This is a genomic window from Mycobacterium sp. E342 (genome assembly GCF_001667665.1).
Classification (GTDB): Bacteria; Actinomycetota; Actinomycetes; order Mycobacteriales; family Mycobacteriaceae; genus Mycobacterium.
Window position 1 is genome coordinate 1 of sequence record NZ_LZJM01000208.1, and the last position, 13,771, is coordinate 13,771.

The following is a 13,771-nucleotide window of genomic DNA, read 5'->3' on the forward strand; positions in this document are numbered from 1 at the left end:
TCATCGCCGAAGCGGCGCGCCGCCCGCACGGCAGCGCTACGAGCAGGCCATCACCGATGCGGCGGTGGCGGTGACCCGGGCCTCGAGCGGGCTCACCGACGAACCGCTGGTGCAACTGCTGGGCCGGATCAACGCCGAACTGGCCGTCTACACCGGCCTGATCGAGATCGCGCGGACCAACAACCGGGAGGGCAACCCGGTCGGGTCGTCGTATCTGTCGGAGGCCTCGGGCCTGATGCAATCGACCATCCTGCCGGACGCCGCGCAGCTGTATCAGGCCACGTCGGAGCGGGTGGACGCGGAAACCACCGCGTCGACGCAGATCCCCGCGCCGGTCATCCTGGTGGTCACCGCCACCGCCGCATCGGTGATGGCCTGCTCGTAGCGCTGCCGAACGGGCGGCGGCTCGGCTTCGGCGATGAACGCCGTGGCCGCCGCCGCGTCGGCCACCGACAGGGTGGTGTACAGCCGTCCGGCGGCGAACGACAGCGGCTCGGTGTGGTTGAGCACCGTGGTCAGCACCTGCTGCCGGTGGTTGATGGTGGTCGAGGTGGCGAACGCGCAGATGCCGCCGAGCACCGCCAGGACGATGCCGATGGTCAGGATCCGGCCCGGCGTGGTGGAGATGAACCACCAGCGCGGATGGGCTGGCTCGGCCGGCGACCGCGACCCCTGCGGCTCTGTCGACGGGTGCGCCAGCTCAACCGTCACGTGTGATCAGCCCTCATCTTTCGCGGCCACTGGAACGCTGCACGAAACTCTATAAGCGAATTCTAAGAGAATGTTCCGCCTGATGGGTGGAGGCAGACCGATTGACCAGGCGATCACGCGCATATCCTGAACCCGTGCACGGCGACGGCGACGGTTGGGTGGTTTCCAGCAGCGGCACCCCGTACTGGGGCCGCTTCGGTGCGGCCGGTCTGCTGCTGCGGGCCCCCCGGCCGGACGGCACCCCCGCGGTGCTGCTGCAGCATCGCGCGGTGTGGAGCCATCAGGGCGGCACGTGGGGCCTGCCGGGCGGTGCCCGCGACAGCCACGAGACGCCGGAGGAGACCGCGGTCCGCGAGGCCCATGAGGAGGCCGGGCTGGCGGGCGAGCTGGTGACCGTCCGGTCGACGCTGGTCACCGCCGACGTCGCGGGCCTCGGCGGCGCGCGCTGGACGTACACCACGGTCGTCGCCGACGCGCCCGAGTTGCTGCACACCGTGCCCAACGGGGAGAGCTCCGAGATGCGCTGGGTCGCCGAGGACGAGGTGGCCGGGCTGCCCTTGCATCCCGGCTTCGCGGCGAGCTGGCACCGGCTGCGCACGGCCACGGCGCTGGTGCCGCTGGATCACGCCGACGAGCGGCGGCGGCATCTGCCCCGCACGTTCGAGATCGAGGCCGGCGTCTTCGTCTGGTGCGTGCCGGGTGACGCCGACGAGACGCCCATGCATCCCCGGATCAACTCGCTGCTGCAAGCGCTGAGCTGAGCCGTTGTGCGGCGGTCCGAGGGTCGGCGGCCGCGGTGATCGCGCGCACGACGACGATGCGGCGGGCACCGGCCGCGAGCACCTCCGGCAGCCGCTGCTCGTCGATCCCGCCGATCGCGAACCACGGTTTCTCGGTGCCGAGCCGGGCGGCGGCCCGCACCAGCCCCAGGCCCGGCGCCTCGCGGCCCGGTTTGGTCGGGGTGGGCCAGCACGGGCCGACGCAGAAGTAGTCGGCCTCGCCGGTGGCCGCCGCGGCGGCCTGGTCGGTGTCGTGGCTGGACAGGCCGAGCAGCGTGTCCGGGCCGACGATCCCGCGCGCGACGTCCAGCGGCAGGTCGCCCTGCCCGAGGTGCAGCACGTCGGCGCCGGCCGCGCGGGCGATGTCCGCCCGGTCGTTGACCGCGAACAGGGCGCCGTGCCGTCGGGCCGCGTCGGCCAGGATTTCGCACGCGGCCAGCTCCTCGCGCGCCTCGAGCGGCCCGAACCGCTGCTCACCGGGCGAACCCTTGTCGCGCAGCTGGATGATGTCGACCCCGCCGGCCAGGGCGGCGTCGGCGAACCGGGCCAGGTCGCCACGCTCCCGGCGCGCGTCGGTGCACAAATACAGGCGCGCGGCTGCCAGCCGCCTAACTCGCTGATGCACACCGCGACGCTAGCGCGCTAGCGTGGGAGCCGAAGAACTCAGTGAGACACGGGAGTCCCGGGAACGGGGTCTGAGAGTGGGCACGCCTGCCCTTACCGTCACACCTGATCCGGGTCATGCCGGCGAAGGGAGGCCAGGGATGCCGACAGATCATGGGTCGTTGGCTGTCATCGGCGGCGGCGTCATCGGGCTGGCGGTGGCGCGCCGCGCCGCGCAGGCCGGGTGGTCGGTGCGCGTGCACCGCACCGCCGACCAGGGCGCGTCCTGGGTGGCCGGCGGCATGCTGGCCCCGCACAGCGAGGGCTGGCCCGGTGAGGAACGACTGCTGCGGCTGGGATGCGAGTCGCTGCGGCTGTGGCGCGAGGGCTTCCTCGACGGCCTGCCGCCGCAGGTGGTCACCGCCCGGGAATCGCTGGTGGTGGCCGTCGACCGGGCCGACGTCGCGGACCTGCGCACCGTCGCCGACTGGCTGTCCGAGCAAGGGCACCCGGTGGTCTGGGAGTCGGCCGCCAGGGAGCTGGAACCGCTGCTGGCCCAGGGCATCCGGCACGGCTTTCGAGCGCCCACCGAGCTGGCGGTGGACAACCGCGCGGTGCTGCAAGCCCTCTCGGCGGAGTGCGAGCGGCTCGGGGTGCGCTGGGCGGCGCCGGCGCACGACCTAACGGTCGACGGCGACGCGGTGGTGATCGCCAACGGCATCGACGCCCCCAGGTTGTGGCCGGGCCTGCCCGTGCGCCCGGTCAAGGGGGAGGTGCTGCGACTGCGCTGGCGGCGCGGGTGTATGCCGGTGCCGCAGCGCGTCATCCGCGCCCGCGTGCGCGGGCGGCAGGTCTACCTGGTTCCGCGCGCCGACGGGGTGGTGGTCGGGGCCACCCAATACGAGCACGGGCGCGACACCGCCCCCGTCGTCTCCGGAGTGCGCGACCTGCTCGACGACGCGTGTGCGGTGTTGCCGGCGTTGGGCGAGTACGAGCTGGCCGAGTGCGCCGCCGGCCTGCGCCCGATGACACCCGACAACCTGCCGCTGGTGCGGCGCCTCGACGAGCGAACCCTGGTCGCCGGCGGACACGGCCGGTCCGGGTTCCTGCTGGCGCCGTGGACCGCGGAAGAAATCATCTCCCAACTGGCCCCCGTCGGAGTTCGCTCATGATCGTCGTGGTGAACGAGCGGAAGGTCGAGATCGACGAGCAGACCACGGTGGCCGCGCTGCTGAAGTCGCTGGGTTACCCCGACCGGGGTGTCGCGGTGGCGATGGGCGATGCCGTGCTGCCCCGGTCCAGTTGGACGACAACACTTTTCGATGGCGCTCGACTCGAGGTGGTGACGGCGGTGCAGGGTGGCTGACTCAAAGCTCACGATCGGCGATCGCAGCTTCGCCTCCCGCCTCATCATGGGCACCGGGGGAGCGAGCAGCCTGGCCGCGCTACAAGAGGCGCTGGTCGCCTCGGGCACCGAGTTGACCACCGTCGCGATGCGGCGCGTCGACGCCGAGGGCGGGACCGGACTGTTGGACCTGCTCAACCGGCTCGGCATCATGCCGCTGCCCAACACCGCGGGGTGCCGCAGCGCGGCCGAGGCCGTGCTCACCGCGCAACTGGCCCGCGAGGCGCTGAACACCAACTGGGTCAAGCTGGAGGTCATCGCCGACGAACGCACGCTGTTGCCCGATGCGGTCGAATTGGTCCGGGCGGCAGAGCAACTGGTCGACGACGGGTTCGTCGTGCTGCCCTACACCAATGACGACCCGGTGTTGGCGCGCCGGCTCGAAGACGCCGGATGCGCGGCGGTCATGCCGCTGGGTTCGCCGATCGGCACCGGCCTGGGCATCACCAACCCGCACAACATCGAGATGATCGTCGCCCGGGCCGGGGTCCCGGTGGTGCTCGACGCCGGCATCGGCACCGCCAGTGACGCCGCGCTGGCGATGGAACTGGGCTGCGACGCCGTGCTTTTGGCCACCGCGGTGACCCGGGCCGCCGATCCGCCGGCGATGGCGGCCGCGATGGCCGCCGCCGTCACCGCCGGCTATCTGGCCCGCCGGGCCGGGCGGATCCCCAAACGTTTCTGGGCCCAGGCATCCAGTCCCGACCGATGAAACGGTATGTGGCGCTGGGAAGTTCGATGGCGGCCGGTCCCGGCATCCGGCCCCGCGCCGCGAGCGCGCCCTGGGGCTCGGGCCGGTCGGCGCGCAACTATCCGCATCTGGTTGCGCAGCGCTGCGGCCTCGAACTGGTAGACGTCACCTTTTCCGGCGCGACCACCGCCCACGTGCTCGCCGACCGCCAGCGCGGCGCGCCGCCCCAGATCACCGCCCTCAACGGCTCGGAATCCCTGGTGACGATCACCATCGGCGGCAACGACGTCGGCTACATCCCGCTGTTGATGGCCGCTGCCCTGCCGCGCCCGTTCCGGCGGCTACCGCTGCTGCGCGGGCGCATTGCCGAGCTGCTGGACCCCGATGCGCGGAATCGGGCCCTCGATGCGGTCTTCGAATCGCTGTGCTCGGTCGGTCACGCGGCACGCGAACGCGCCCCGCGGGCCCGGGTCTTCTTCGTCGACTACCTGACCGTCCTGCCGCCCGCGGGCACGCCGGCCGCCCCGCTTTCGGACGCGGACGCCGACCTCGGTCGCCACGTGGCCGCGACGCTGGAACGGCTCACCGCTGACGCGGCGAGCGCGACCGGCTGCGACGTGGTCCGCGGCGCGGCGGCCAGCCGGGATCACCACGCGTGGTCGGCCGCCCCCTGGACCACCAGACCCGGTGTGCCGCTGCCGGGCCGGGCGGCGCCGTTGCACCCGAACGCGGCCGGCATGCGCGCCATCGCCGAACTGGTGGCCGAGCTGTGCTGACGGGTCAGCCGTTCGTGCGCCACCACTGGTAGAGCGCGTTGACGTCCGAGTTGGCCGAGGTGAGGTGGCCCAGCACGTTCTTGGCGTCGGTCGTCCAGGTCAACGTCGCGTAGTTCTTGTAGGTGCCGCAGGCGATCTGCCCGCCTGTCTGGCCGTTCTGCTTCCACGTCCCCGGTGACTGCCCGGCGTCCCCGCACGCGGCCAGCGACACGTCCTTGATGGTGGAACTGAACGCGGAGGCCAGGTTCGTGCCGTTGGAGAAGAGGGCGTAGACACCGGAGCCCGGTCCGCTGGGATCGGGGCTCTGCCCGCACAGCAGCTCGGCCAGTTCGCCGGATTCGGTCAACTCCTGCGGCTTACAGTTGTTGAGGCCGTAGCCCTTCGAGAGGTTGGCGGCGAGCGTGTTCATGTCGGCGGCGCTGCCGGTGTTGGGTTCGGCGAGGGCGGGTGCGCTGCCCGCCAGGGCCAGGCCGGCGGTGAAGACCGCGGCCGACACGGCCCGCAGCGCGGTGGTGAGATGTGACATTTCGTTGACTCCCTGCGGTTGTTGGATGGGTGATGCAGAAACCCGTTGCCCCCCAACTAAGAACGTCAGCCGTTGGCCCGCCACCACTGGTACAGCGCCGCGTCGTCGGTGTTGGACCCGCGGATGTAGCTCAAGATGTTCTTCGAGTCCGTGGTCCAGATGATCTCGGCAGCGTTCTGATACGTCCCACACGCCACCTGCCCGGCGTTGCTGCTGTTGCTGCCCTGGTGCCAGTTGGTGGGGGACTGGCCGCTGTCGCCGCACGCGCCCAGCACGTCGTCTTTGATGCTCGCCTTGAACGAGCCGGCCAGGTTGTCGGCGTTGTTGAACAGGATGTACTTGGCCTGGACCGGACCGCTCGGGTCGGGGCTCTGCGCGCACGTCAGCGAGGCCAGCTCGCCGATGGTGATGTTCTGGGGAGTGCAGTTGTTCAGCCCGTAGCCCTTCGACAGCGACGCCGCGAGCGTGTTGACATCCGACGGGCTACCCGTATTGGCCGGATCCGCGGTTGCGGTGCCCGTGCCCGCTAAGGCGAAAGCGCCCACCAGCACCGCGGCCGTCGCGGCCGGCAACGCGTTGCTGGGATGCAACATCCTGTGACTCCTAGGCGGTTGTCGAACCGGCGTCGCTCACCGGAGAAACACGCTTCCGCTAAGTAGGGATCGTAGAGCTATGTCGTGACAAAGCAACACGTTCCGCTGGAAATTGTCTGTCTGGGCATCCTTCCCGACGCCGCGGTGTGACGGGCACGCGCCAGTCATCCCGAAAAGTCATGACAGTCAATTCTTTTCGCGTGGCCGACCGGCCCTCGTCGGGAACCTTCGCGGCAGGGCGTGCGCCGCGCACCGCCGGGCCAAAAGCGGATTTTCAAATTGCTAGTGCCGCCGCGACTGTGCTCGGGTATGGTTAGCACCGCTTCATGCCAGCTAACTTCTCGGGACTGGAGAATTCATGACCCAACCGCCGGCACCGCCCCCTCCGCCGCCTGGTTATCCGCCGCAGCAGCCCGCCGGGCAGGCACCGAACAACTACTTGGTGTGGTCGATCCTGGTGACCCTGTTCTGTTGCCTCCCGTTCGGGATCGTGGCGATCGTCAAGTCCAGCCAAGTCAATGGTCTTTGGGCACAGGGCCGTTACGCCGAGGCGCAGGCATCGGCAGACAGCGCCAAGAAGTGGGTGATCTGGTCGGCGGTCATCGGTGTTGTCGTCGCCATCATCTACGGCATCTTGATGGCGGTCGGTGCGCTGAACACGAACACCAACGCGGCACTCGCCGCGATGTTCTAAGCCCGGTTCGCGACCATGGTGACCCGCCAAGGGTCGGTGCCGCAGGGTCTGGGAGCGCCGCTGGTGGTGGTGGCGTCCGCGACCTTGATGTGCGCCGTCATCTGGGCGGGTGACCCGACCACCCCCAACGGACCGCTGCCGGTGTGTCCCACCAAGGCGCTGTTGGGAATCGACTGTCCGGGATGCGGCAGCCTGCGCATGCTGTATTGCCTGATGCACGGCAATGTCATGGCGGCCGCCAGGTTCAATGCGTTGGGCCTGGCGGCCGTCGTGCTGTTGGTGTGGGCGTATCTCGCCTGGACCTATGGACGCCTGGCGGGCAGACGCGTCCGCAGCTGGCAACACCGCCGCTGGGCCGCGGCTGTGACGCTGGCGCTGGTCGCGGCGTGGTTTGTGGTGCGCAACATTCCCTTTGCGCCGTTCACTGCGCTCTACGTCTGATACCGCCGTGTCCTGATCCCGGCCGCTCGCGGCGCGGTCTAACCTGGGGCGCGATGGTGAAGAAACGCGCGACGATCCCGGCGGCGCTCGTCGCGGTCGTCCTGACCGCATTCTCGGCCGGCTGCTTTCATCGGCCCGCGCAACCGGCGACCGGCGACCCCGACGCGGTCACGTTCGCGGGCGCGTTGCACGACAAAGTCACGACCGACGCGATGATGGCCCACCTGGCAAAGCTCCAGGACATTGCCAACGCCAACAACGGCACCCGGGCGGTGGGCACCCCCGGTTACGAGGCCAGCGTCGAATACGTGGTAAACGCGTTGCGCGGCAGCGGTTTCGACGTGGCCACCCCCGAGTTCTCGGCGCGGGTATTCCACGGGGACAAGCCGGTGGTGACGGTCGGTGGTGTGGAGGTGGAGGCGCACGCGCTCGACTTCAGTCTCGGCACCCCGCCGGACGGGGTGAGCGGGCCGCTGGTGGCCCTGCCCGCCAACAATGTCCTTGGCTGCGCGGCGTCGGATTACGGCAACCTGCCGGTGCAGGGGGCCGTGGTGCTGGTGGACCGCGGCACCTGCCCCTTCGCCCAGAAGGAGGACGTCGCGGCGCAGCACGGCGCGGTCGCGATGATCGTCGCCGACAACGTCGACGAGCAGAAGATGGGTGGCACCCTGGGGCCGGACACGTTGGTCAAGATCCCGGTGGTGGGCGTGACCAAGTCCGTGGGCGTGCAATTGCGCACCCGGCCGGGGCCCGTCACCATCAAGCTGAACGCCAGTGTGCAGAGCTTCAAGGCCCGCAACGTGATCGCGCAGACCAAGACGGGGTCGACGGCCAACGTCGTCATGGCGGGCGCGCACCTGGACAGCGTGCCCGACGGGCCGGGCATCAACGACGACGGTTCGGGGGTGGCGGCGGTGTTGGAAACCGCGCTGCGGCTGGGGAGTTCGCCGCAGGTGCGCAACGCGGTGCGGTTCGGGTTCTGGGGTGCGGAGGAACTCGGCCTGATCGGATCGCGCAACTACGTGGAGTCGCTGGACCTGACCGCGCTCAAAAGCATTGCGCTGTACCTGAATTTCGACATGCTCGCGTCACCGAATCCCGGCTACTTCACCTATGACGGGGACCAATCGCTGCCGGCGGACGCCCGCGGCCAGCCGGTGGTACCCGAGGGGTCGGCCGGCATCGAGCGGACGCTGGTGGCCTACCTGAAGTCCGCCGGGAAGACCGCGCAGGACACGGCGTTCGACGGCCGCTCCGACTATGACGGGTTCACTCTCGCGGGCGTCCCCGCCGGCGGCCTGTTCTCCGGCGCCGAGGCCAAGATGTCCGCCGAGCAGGCCAAGTTGTGGGGCGGGACGGCCGACCAGCCGTTCGACCCCAACTATCACCAGAAAACCGACACCCTCGAACACGTCGACCGGTCGGCGCTAAGCGTCAACGGCGGCGGCGTCGCCTACGCCATCGGTCTCTACGCCCAGGACATCGGCGGCCACAACGGGGTGCCCACGATGGAGGACCGCACACGTCACGTCCTCACCAAGCCATGACCGGCCGCCTGGGGGTGGCCTTGCTGCTGGCGGCCGCGCTGCTGGCCGGATGCTCGTCGCCCCGGCCCGGGTCGCCCACTGCCGCACCGGATCTGGGCCACGCCCTGGCGGCGAAAGTGACCGCCGACGGGATGCTCGCCCACCTGCGCGCGCTGCAGCACATCGCCGACGCCAACAAGGGCAACCGGGCGGACGGCACCTCCGGCTACGACGCCAGCGTCGAGTACGTCGCGAAAGCCCTGCGCGACAGGGGTTTCGAGGTGGTGACGCCCCAGTTTGACCGGCTGTACACCGTCTCCCCGGGCAGGCCGGCGATCACGGTCGCCGGCCGCAGTTACGCTGTCGACCAGGCCTCGTTGCTGGTGCAGACACCGCCCGGCGGACTGACCGGCCAACCGGTCCGGCCCAGCCAGCCCTCGGGCTGCGCGGCCGGCGATTACCCTTCCGCGCTGCCCAAGGCCTCGATCGCCGTCGTCGACGACGCGCGTTGCTCGGTGGTCGACAAGCAGAACGCCGCGGTGGCCAAGGGCGCGGCCGCCCTGATCGTGCTCAGCGCGCCGTCCGGCCAGGGCGCCCCGCCCACGTTGTTCACGCCGGGCTACTTCAAGCAGCTGACCGTGCCGGTCGCGGTGGCCGGGTCCTCCGCCGCTGCCGCGCTCGCCGGCGCGAGCGCGCCCGTCCGCCTGGTGCTCGACGCCCGCAACGTCACCATCACGTCGCGAAACGTACTGGCGCAGACCAAGACCGGCTCACCGCACGAAGTGGTCGTGGTCGGCGCGCACCTGGACGGCCCGCGCGGCGGCCCCGGCATCAACGACGACGGGACCGGGGTGGCCGCGGTGCTGGAAACGGCGCTGCAGCTGGGCCCGCTGGCGCCGGTGAACAACGCGGTGCGGTTCGCGTTCTGGGGCGCCGACGAAGACGGGCTCAATGGCGTCATGGACTACGTGTTCGGCATGAACGGCGACCAACTCAACGACATAGCGATGTACCTCAACTTCACCGCGCTCGGTTCCCCCAACGCCGGCTTCTTCACCGACGACGGCGATCAGTCCGGGCCGCCGACGCCCGGGGTGACCTACGCGGACGTCCCCGACGGGTCGGCCGGCATCGAGCGCACCCTGGCCGGGTACCTGAACCTGGCCGGGAAACGGCCCGCCGACATGCCGCTGAGCACCCTCGCCGACTACCACCCCTTCATGGTCGCGGGCGTGCCCATCGGGGGCCTGACCGCCGGCTCCTCGCAGCAGAAGACCACGGTGCAGGCCCGACTATGGGGCGGGCAAGCCGGCGTCCCGTTCGACCCCAACTACCAGGGCCCCCGCGAGACCGTCGACAACATCAACCGGGATGCGTTGGCCGTCATGGGTTCCGGCGCCGCCTATGCGGTGGGCAGCTACGCGCAGTCGATCGGCGGCGTCAACGGCGTGCCGCCGCACGACAAGCGGCATCGGACCCGGGTGCCCTGACGCAATCCGGCTCTCGTCCTGTGAGACTGGGTCGGTGACCATCGCAGCTACCGTGCTTGCCGTCCTGGCCGGTGCGCACATCCTCGCCAAGTTCACCTTCTTCGTGCTGCCCTACCGGCGTCGCCGCGCCGCGCTGGACAAGGCCTACGGCGGCAAGGTCCGGGCGACGGCGAAATCGGATGCGGCGTCACTCATTCTCGCCGCCGCGATGGTGATCGTGCTGTTCCTCGCCGGGGTGAAGCCGGTGAGTTTCCTCATCGGGCTGTGGGTCGGCGCGACACTGATCCAGCTGTATTTTCATCAGTTTTACGAACCGTTGACCCGCGAGCAGGAACCCCCGTCGCCGGCCGGGCCGATCAAGGTCATGTCCTATGCCATCGAAGCCCGGCCGTGGCGACCGTGGCCTGAAATCGTGATGCTGGCAGCGCTGGTGGTCGCCGCGTTAGTCGCGATGGGCTTCGGCTGGGGAAGCTGACGCGGCGCGGGTCATCCACAACCCGTGGCGTCGGCCGATACGTGTGTCGGCGGATCCGGCTATACTCGAACATATGTTCGACAATCGAGTGCACGAGTGCTGGGAGCCCCCGCGGTGCGAGCGGTCGCGCGCGTTGGTGGACCGCATGTGCGCGTCGTGGCGACTAGAGGCGCAGGCGGTGGCGGATCGGTTGGACGCCGTCGGCGACTTGTTCGAACTGCGCCGTGCCCAGTGCGGTGAGGAGTCGAATTGGGCGGTGGACACCTGGGCGGCGGTGGGCGCCGAGGTGGCCGCAGCTTTCCGCGTCAGCCTGGCGATGGCGGGCAGCTTCATGCGGTATGCGCTGGCCATGCGTGAGCGACTGCCACGGGTGGCGGCCGTGTTTCGGGCCGGCGACATCGGTTTTCGGCTGTTTCAGACCATCGTGTACCGGACCGACTTGATCACCGATGACGAGGTGTTGGCCGCCGTGGACGCCGAGCTGGCCGTGCGCGTGGCGCGCTGGCCCTCGATGACGCGGGGCCGGCTGGCGGGCGAGGTGGACAAGATCGTGGCCAAGGCCGACGTCGATGCGGTGCGCCGGCACGGCCAGTCTCAGGCCGAGCGCCACGTGGGAATCGAGGATCTCGAGGGCGGCATGTCGGAAATCCACGGCAGCTTGTTCAGTCCCGACGCCCACGCCCTGGAAAAGCGGTTGGATGCCTTGGCGGACACGGTGTGTGAGCACGACCCGCGGAGCCGAGACCAGCGCCGCGCCGACGCGCTGGGGGCGCTGGCGGCCGCGGCGGATCGGCTGGGTTGTCGCTGTGGACGCCCCGACTGTGCGGCCGGAAAGCGGCCGGCGGCAACGCCGGTCGTCATCCATGTCGTCGCCGAGCAGGCCGGCATCCGGGGCGAGGGGTCGGCTCCGGGTTCGGAGCTGGGGGCCGACGGGCTGATCTCTGCCGAGTTGATCGCCGAGCTGGCCCGGTCGGCGCGGCTGGTGCCGCTGAGCGCACCGGCGGAGGCCGAACCGCGCTATACGCCCTCGGCCCGGCTGGCCGACTTCGTGCGGTGCCGGGATCTGACGTGTCGGGCGCCGGGGTGCGACCGCCCCGCCGCCGACTGCGACATCGACCACACGGTCCCGTATTCCGATGGCGGTGCGACGCATCCGTCGAACCTGAAATGCCTTTGCCGCCAACATCATTTGCTCAAAACTTTCTGGGGCTGGCGCGACGAGCAGTTGCCCGACGGCACCCTCATCTGGCGGTTGCCCGACGGGCACCGCTACGTCACCACCCCCGGCAGCGCGCTGCTGTTCCCGGCCCTGTGCGCGCCCACCGGCGACGTGCCCGGCCCCGCCGCGCGGGAGCGCTGCGGCGAGCGCACCGCGCGGATGCCGCTCCGCACCCGCACCCGCGCCCAGAACCGGGCCCACCACATCGCCACCGAACGCCAGCGGAACCGCCAACGCCGCTCGGCCGCCCACACGACACCCGGCGGGCCGGCGCCGCCGGACGACGACGAGCCGCCCCCCTTTTAGGGCCAATGGTCCCTACCCCCCGTGGGTATATGTGTGCCATCGTTCGGGGCATGACGCAAACTCCTGAATCCAATGTCGAACATCGAGTCGGCGCACACAGTCGGCTCGGTCAAGTGGCCGCGTGGGTGGTCATCGTCGCCGGTATCGTGTTCGTCGTCGCGGTGGTCTTCTTCTCGGGGCTGCTCCTGGGCTGGTCCTCGGCCGCCCACGACGGGTGGCACCACGGCTACGGTGGCGGGCGCGCCGGCACCTGCCCGATGATGGGATCCGGCGGAATGATGGGCCCGGGCGGGATGATGGGTCCCGGCGGCATGGGCCCGGGCGGCATGATGGGCCCCGGCGGAATGGGCCCGGGTGGCCCGAGCGGACCTCAGCAGACACCCGCGCCGCGCCCCTGAGAGTTCGCTGCCCCACCCTGACCGCCCGCTGGAGACGGCTGGGTTCCCAACGGTCACCCGCGCGCTACCGCGCGCCCCTACCGTCGGGATAGGTGTCTGACCGGCGTGCACATTCGGGCTGTCATAGTTAGCCAACCGCTCTAGAATGAGACCCTTTGGTGCTGCCCTGCAGCCGGTCGGGATGAGGTTGGTATGGACAGCCGCTCGCGCAATCGACGTCAGCCGACCGGTGGCCGCCCCCGCAGGGCGGCCGCCTTGCTGCGGGCGGCATCAAGCTGCGCGGCGGCGGCAATCGTGGTGGCCGGCTGCGCATCCTTCGTCGACGGACGCGCGCTGTCGATGCTCAATGACCCGTTCCGGGTCGGCGGCCTGCCCGCCACCAACGGCCCCAGCGGGATCCGCACCAACGCGCCCGACCCGACGGGCACGGTGGTCAACACCGACAATGGCGCGATCGACAAGTTGTCGTTGCTGTCGATCAACGACATCGAGGACTACTGGAAGTCGGTGTACAGCCAATCGCTGAAGGGAACGTTCGTTCCGGTCGGCAAGATGGTGTCCTACAACTCCAACGATCCGGCCAGCCCCATCGTTTGCCACAACGACACCTACAAACTGGTCAACGCCTTCTACACATCGCGCTGCAACCTGATCGCCTGGGACCGCGGGATGTTCCTGCCCGTCGCGCAACGGTATTTCGGCGACATGTCGGTCAACGGGGTGCTCGCCCACGAATTCGGCCACGCCCTGCAGACCATGGCGAAGCTGGTGACCAAGCGAGACCCCACGATCGTGCGCGAGCAGCAGGCCGACTGCTTCGCGGGCGTCTACCTGTTCTGGGTGGCCGACGGCAAGTCGCCGCGGTTCACGCTGAGCACCGCCGACGGGCTGGACCACGTACTGGCGGGCATCATCACCACCCGGGACCCCGTCATGGACAGCGACACCGAGAACGACGACGAACACGGGTCGGCCCTGGACCGGATCAGCGCCTTCCAGATGGGGTTCATCAATGGCGCCCCGGCCTGCGCGGGGATCGACAAGGCGGAGATCGAACAGCGCCGCGGCGACCTGCCCAACGCGCTGCGGGTCGACAGCAGCACCGGGAACCCCGAGACCGGTGAGGTCCCGCTCGACC

The 13,771-nt window shown here is 70.1% G+C and carries 15 protein-coding genes, 3 pseudogenes and 1 riboswitch; of the genes and pseudogenes, 14 read left to right on the top strand and 4 right to left on the bottom strand.

Annotated features, from left to right (window positions below; translation table 11 throughout):
- A pseudogene (locus A5692_RS15695) lies at positions 1-385 on the top strand (hypothetical protein); the annotation flags it as partial.
- Here the strand turns inward: A5692_RS15695 and glnX are convergent.
- Positions 331-711 (bottom strand): annotated as a pseudogene (glnX, locus tag A5692_RS28360) (protein kinase G-activating protein GlnX); the annotation flags it as partial. The pseudogenes A5692_RS15695 and glnX sit on opposite strands and share 55 nt — an antisense overlap.
- 134 nt (positions 712-845) lie before the next feature.
- Here glnX and A5692_RS15705 point away from each other — a divergent pair.
- Positions 846-1,472 (top strand): NUDIX hydrolase, encoded by a 627-nt coding sequence (locus A5692_RS15705; protein WP_068057442.1) that lies wholly within the window; start codon positions 846-848, stop codon positions 1,470-1,472.
- Here A5692_RS15705 and thiE read toward each other — a convergent pair.
- Positions 1,444-2,115, bottom strand: coding sequence for a thiamine phosphate synthase (thiE, locus tag A5692_RS15710; RefSeq protein WP_068057444.1), 672 nt, complete (start codon positions 2,113-2,115; stop codon positions 1,444-1,446). The genes A5692_RS15705 and thiE overlap by 29 nt on opposite strands.
- 38 nt (positions 2,116-2,153) lie before the next feature.
- Positions 2,154-2,263, top strand: a riboswitch (TPP riboswitch).
- Here thiE and thiO point away from each other — a divergent pair.
- The 4 genes from thiO (at position 2,255) to A5692_RS15730 (ending at position 4,965) form a co-directional block, all read left to right on the top strand.
- The gene (gene thiO, locus A5692_RS15715; RefSeq protein ID WP_068057445.1) at positions 2,255-3,265 is read left to right on the top strand and encodes a glycine oxidase ThiO; all 1,011 of its coding nucleotides are present in this window, start codon (positions 2,255-2,257) and stop codon (positions 3,263-3,265) included. Its footprint overlaps the riboswitch before it by 9 nt.
- Positions 3,262-3,459, top strand: coding sequence for a sulfur carrier protein ThiS (thiS, locus tag A5692_RS15720; RefSeq protein WP_068057447.1), 198 nt, complete (start codon positions 3,262-3,264; stop codon positions 3,457-3,459). Before thiO ends, thiS begins: the two co-directional genes overlap by 4 nt.
- Entirely contained in the window at positions 3,452-4,210 is a 759-nt protein-coding gene (locus A5692_RS15725) for a thiazole synthase (protein WP_068057448.1), read from the top strand. Before thiS ends, A5692_RS15725 begins: the two co-directional genes overlap by 8 nt.
- Positions 4,207-4,965 (top strand): SGNH/GDSL hydrolase family protein, encoded by a 759-nt coding sequence (locus A5692_RS15730; protein WP_068057449.1) that lies wholly within the window; start codon positions 4,207-4,209, stop codon positions 4,963-4,965. The genes A5692_RS15725 and A5692_RS15730 overlap by 4 nt, the downstream gene beginning before the upstream one ends.
- A 4-nt stretch (positions 4,966-4,969) precedes the next feature.
- Here the strand turns inward: A5692_RS15730 and A5692_RS15735 are convergent, their stop codons facing one another.
- Both A5692_RS15735 and A5692_RS15740 read right to left on the bottom strand, forming a co-directional pair.
- The gene (locus A5692_RS15735) at positions 4,970-5,491 is read right to left on the bottom strand and encodes a serine/threonine protein kinase (protein WP_068057451.1); all 522 of its coding nucleotides are present in this window, start codon (positions 5,489-5,491) and stop codon (positions 4,970-4,972) included.
- Positions 5,492-5,556: 65 nt separating this feature from the next.
- Positions 5,557-6,084: a serine/threonine protein kinase gene (locus A5692_RS15740; RefSeq protein ID WP_068057453.1), complete on the bottom strand. Its 528-nt coding sequence runs from the start codon at positions 6,082-6,084 to the stop codon at positions 5,557-5,559.
- 358 nt (positions 6,085-6,442) lie between these two features.
- On the opposite strand from A5692_RS15740, the gene A5692_RS15745 reads away from it, so the two are divergent.
- From A5692_RS15745 to A5692_RS15780, 8 genes and pseudogenes are all read left to right on the top strand, one after another.
- Positions 6,443-6,778 (top strand): CD225/dispanin family protein, encoded by a 336-nt coding sequence (locus tag A5692_RS15745; protein WP_067927030.1) that lies wholly within the window; start codon positions 6,443-6,445, stop codon positions 6,776-6,778.
- 15 nt (positions 6,779-6,793) lie between these two features.
- On the top strand, positions 6,794-7,219 hold the full coding sequence (locus tag A5692_RS15750; protein ID WP_068057455.1) for a DUF2752 domain-containing protein: 426 nt from the start codon (positions 6,794-6,796) through the stop codon (positions 7,217-7,219).
- A gap of 53 nt (positions 7,220-7,272) precedes the next feature.
- Entirely contained in the window at positions 7,273-8,766 is a 1,494-nt protein-coding gene (locus tag A5692_RS15755) for a M28 family metallopeptidase (protein ID WP_068057457.1), read from the top strand.
- A complete protein-coding gene (locus A5692_RS15760) occupies positions 8,763-10,235 on the top strand; it encodes a M28 family peptidase (protein ID WP_068057459.1) in 1,473 nt (490 codons plus the stop codon). The genes A5692_RS15755 and A5692_RS15760 overlap by 4 nt, the downstream gene beginning before the upstream one ends.
- A gap of 52 nt (positions 10,236-10,287) precedes the next feature.
- The gene (locus A5692_RS15765) at positions 10,288-10,710 is read left to right on the top strand and encodes a hypothetical protein (RefSeq protein WP_068057460.1); all 423 of its coding nucleotides are present in this window, start codon (positions 10,288-10,290) and stop codon (positions 10,708-10,710) included.
- Between the two features lie 73 nt (positions 10,711-10,783).
- On the top strand, positions 10,784-12,235 hold the full coding sequence (locus tag A5692_RS15770) for an HNH endonuclease signature motif containing protein (RefSeq protein WP_068057462.1): 1,452 nt from the start codon (positions 10,784-10,786) through the stop codon (positions 12,233-12,235).
- A 50-nt stretch (positions 12,236-12,285) separates the two neighbouring features.
- Positions 12,286-12,633, top strand: coding sequence for a hypothetical protein (locus A5692_RS15775; RefSeq protein ID WP_068057464.1), 348 nt, complete (start codon positions 12,286-12,288; stop codon positions 12,631-12,633).
- Between the two features lie 192 nt (positions 12,634-12,825).
- Positions 12,826-13,771 (top strand): annotated as a pseudogene (locus A5692_RS15780) (peptidase); the annotation flags it as partial.

Bases quoted from the DNA above. Each gene is read 5' to 3' on its own strand.
- thiO (WP_068057445.1), top strand. From the start codon at position 2,255: ATGCCGACAGATCATGGGTCGTTGGCTGTCATCGGCGGCGGCGTCATC.
- thiS (WP_068057447.1), top strand. From the start codon at position 3,262: ATGATCGTCGTGGTGAACGAGCGGAAGGTCGAGATCGACGAGCAGACC.
- A5692_RS15730 (WP_068057449.1), top strand. From the start codon at position 4,207: ATGAAACGGTATGTGGCGCTGGGAAGTTCGATGGCGGCCGGTCCCGGC.
- A5692_RS15735 (WP_068057451.1), bottom strand. From the start codon at position 5,491: ATGTCACATCTCACCACCGCGCTGCGGGCCGTGTCGGCCGCGGTCTTC.
- A5692_RS15740 (WP_068057453.1), bottom strand. From the start codon at position 6,084: ATGTTGCATCCCAGCAACGCGTTGCCGGCCGCGACGGCCGCGGTGCTG.
- A5692_RS15745 (WP_067927030.1), top strand. From the start codon at position 6,443: ATGACCCAACCGCCGGCACCGCCCCCTCCGCCGCCTGGTTATCCGCCG.
- A5692_RS15750 (WP_068057455.1), top strand. From the start codon at position 6,794: ATGGTGACCCGCCAAGGGTCGGTGCCGCAGGGTCTGGGAGCGCCGCTG.
- A5692_RS15755 (WP_068057457.1), top strand. From the start codon at position 7,273: ATGGTGAAGAAACGCGCGACGATCCCGGCGGCGCTCGTCGCGGTCGTC.
- A5692_RS15760 (WP_068057459.1), top strand. From the start codon at position 8,763: ATGACCGGCCGCCTGGGGGTGGCCTTGCTGCTGGCGGCCGCGCTGCTG.
- A5692_RS15770 (WP_068057462.1), top strand. From the start codon at position 10,784: ATGTTCGACAATCGAGTGCACGAGTGCTGGGAGCCCCCGCGGTGCGAG.
- A5692_RS15775 (WP_068057464.1), top strand. From the start codon at position 12,286: ATGACGCAAACTCCTGAATCCAATGTCGAACATCGAGTCGGCGCACAC.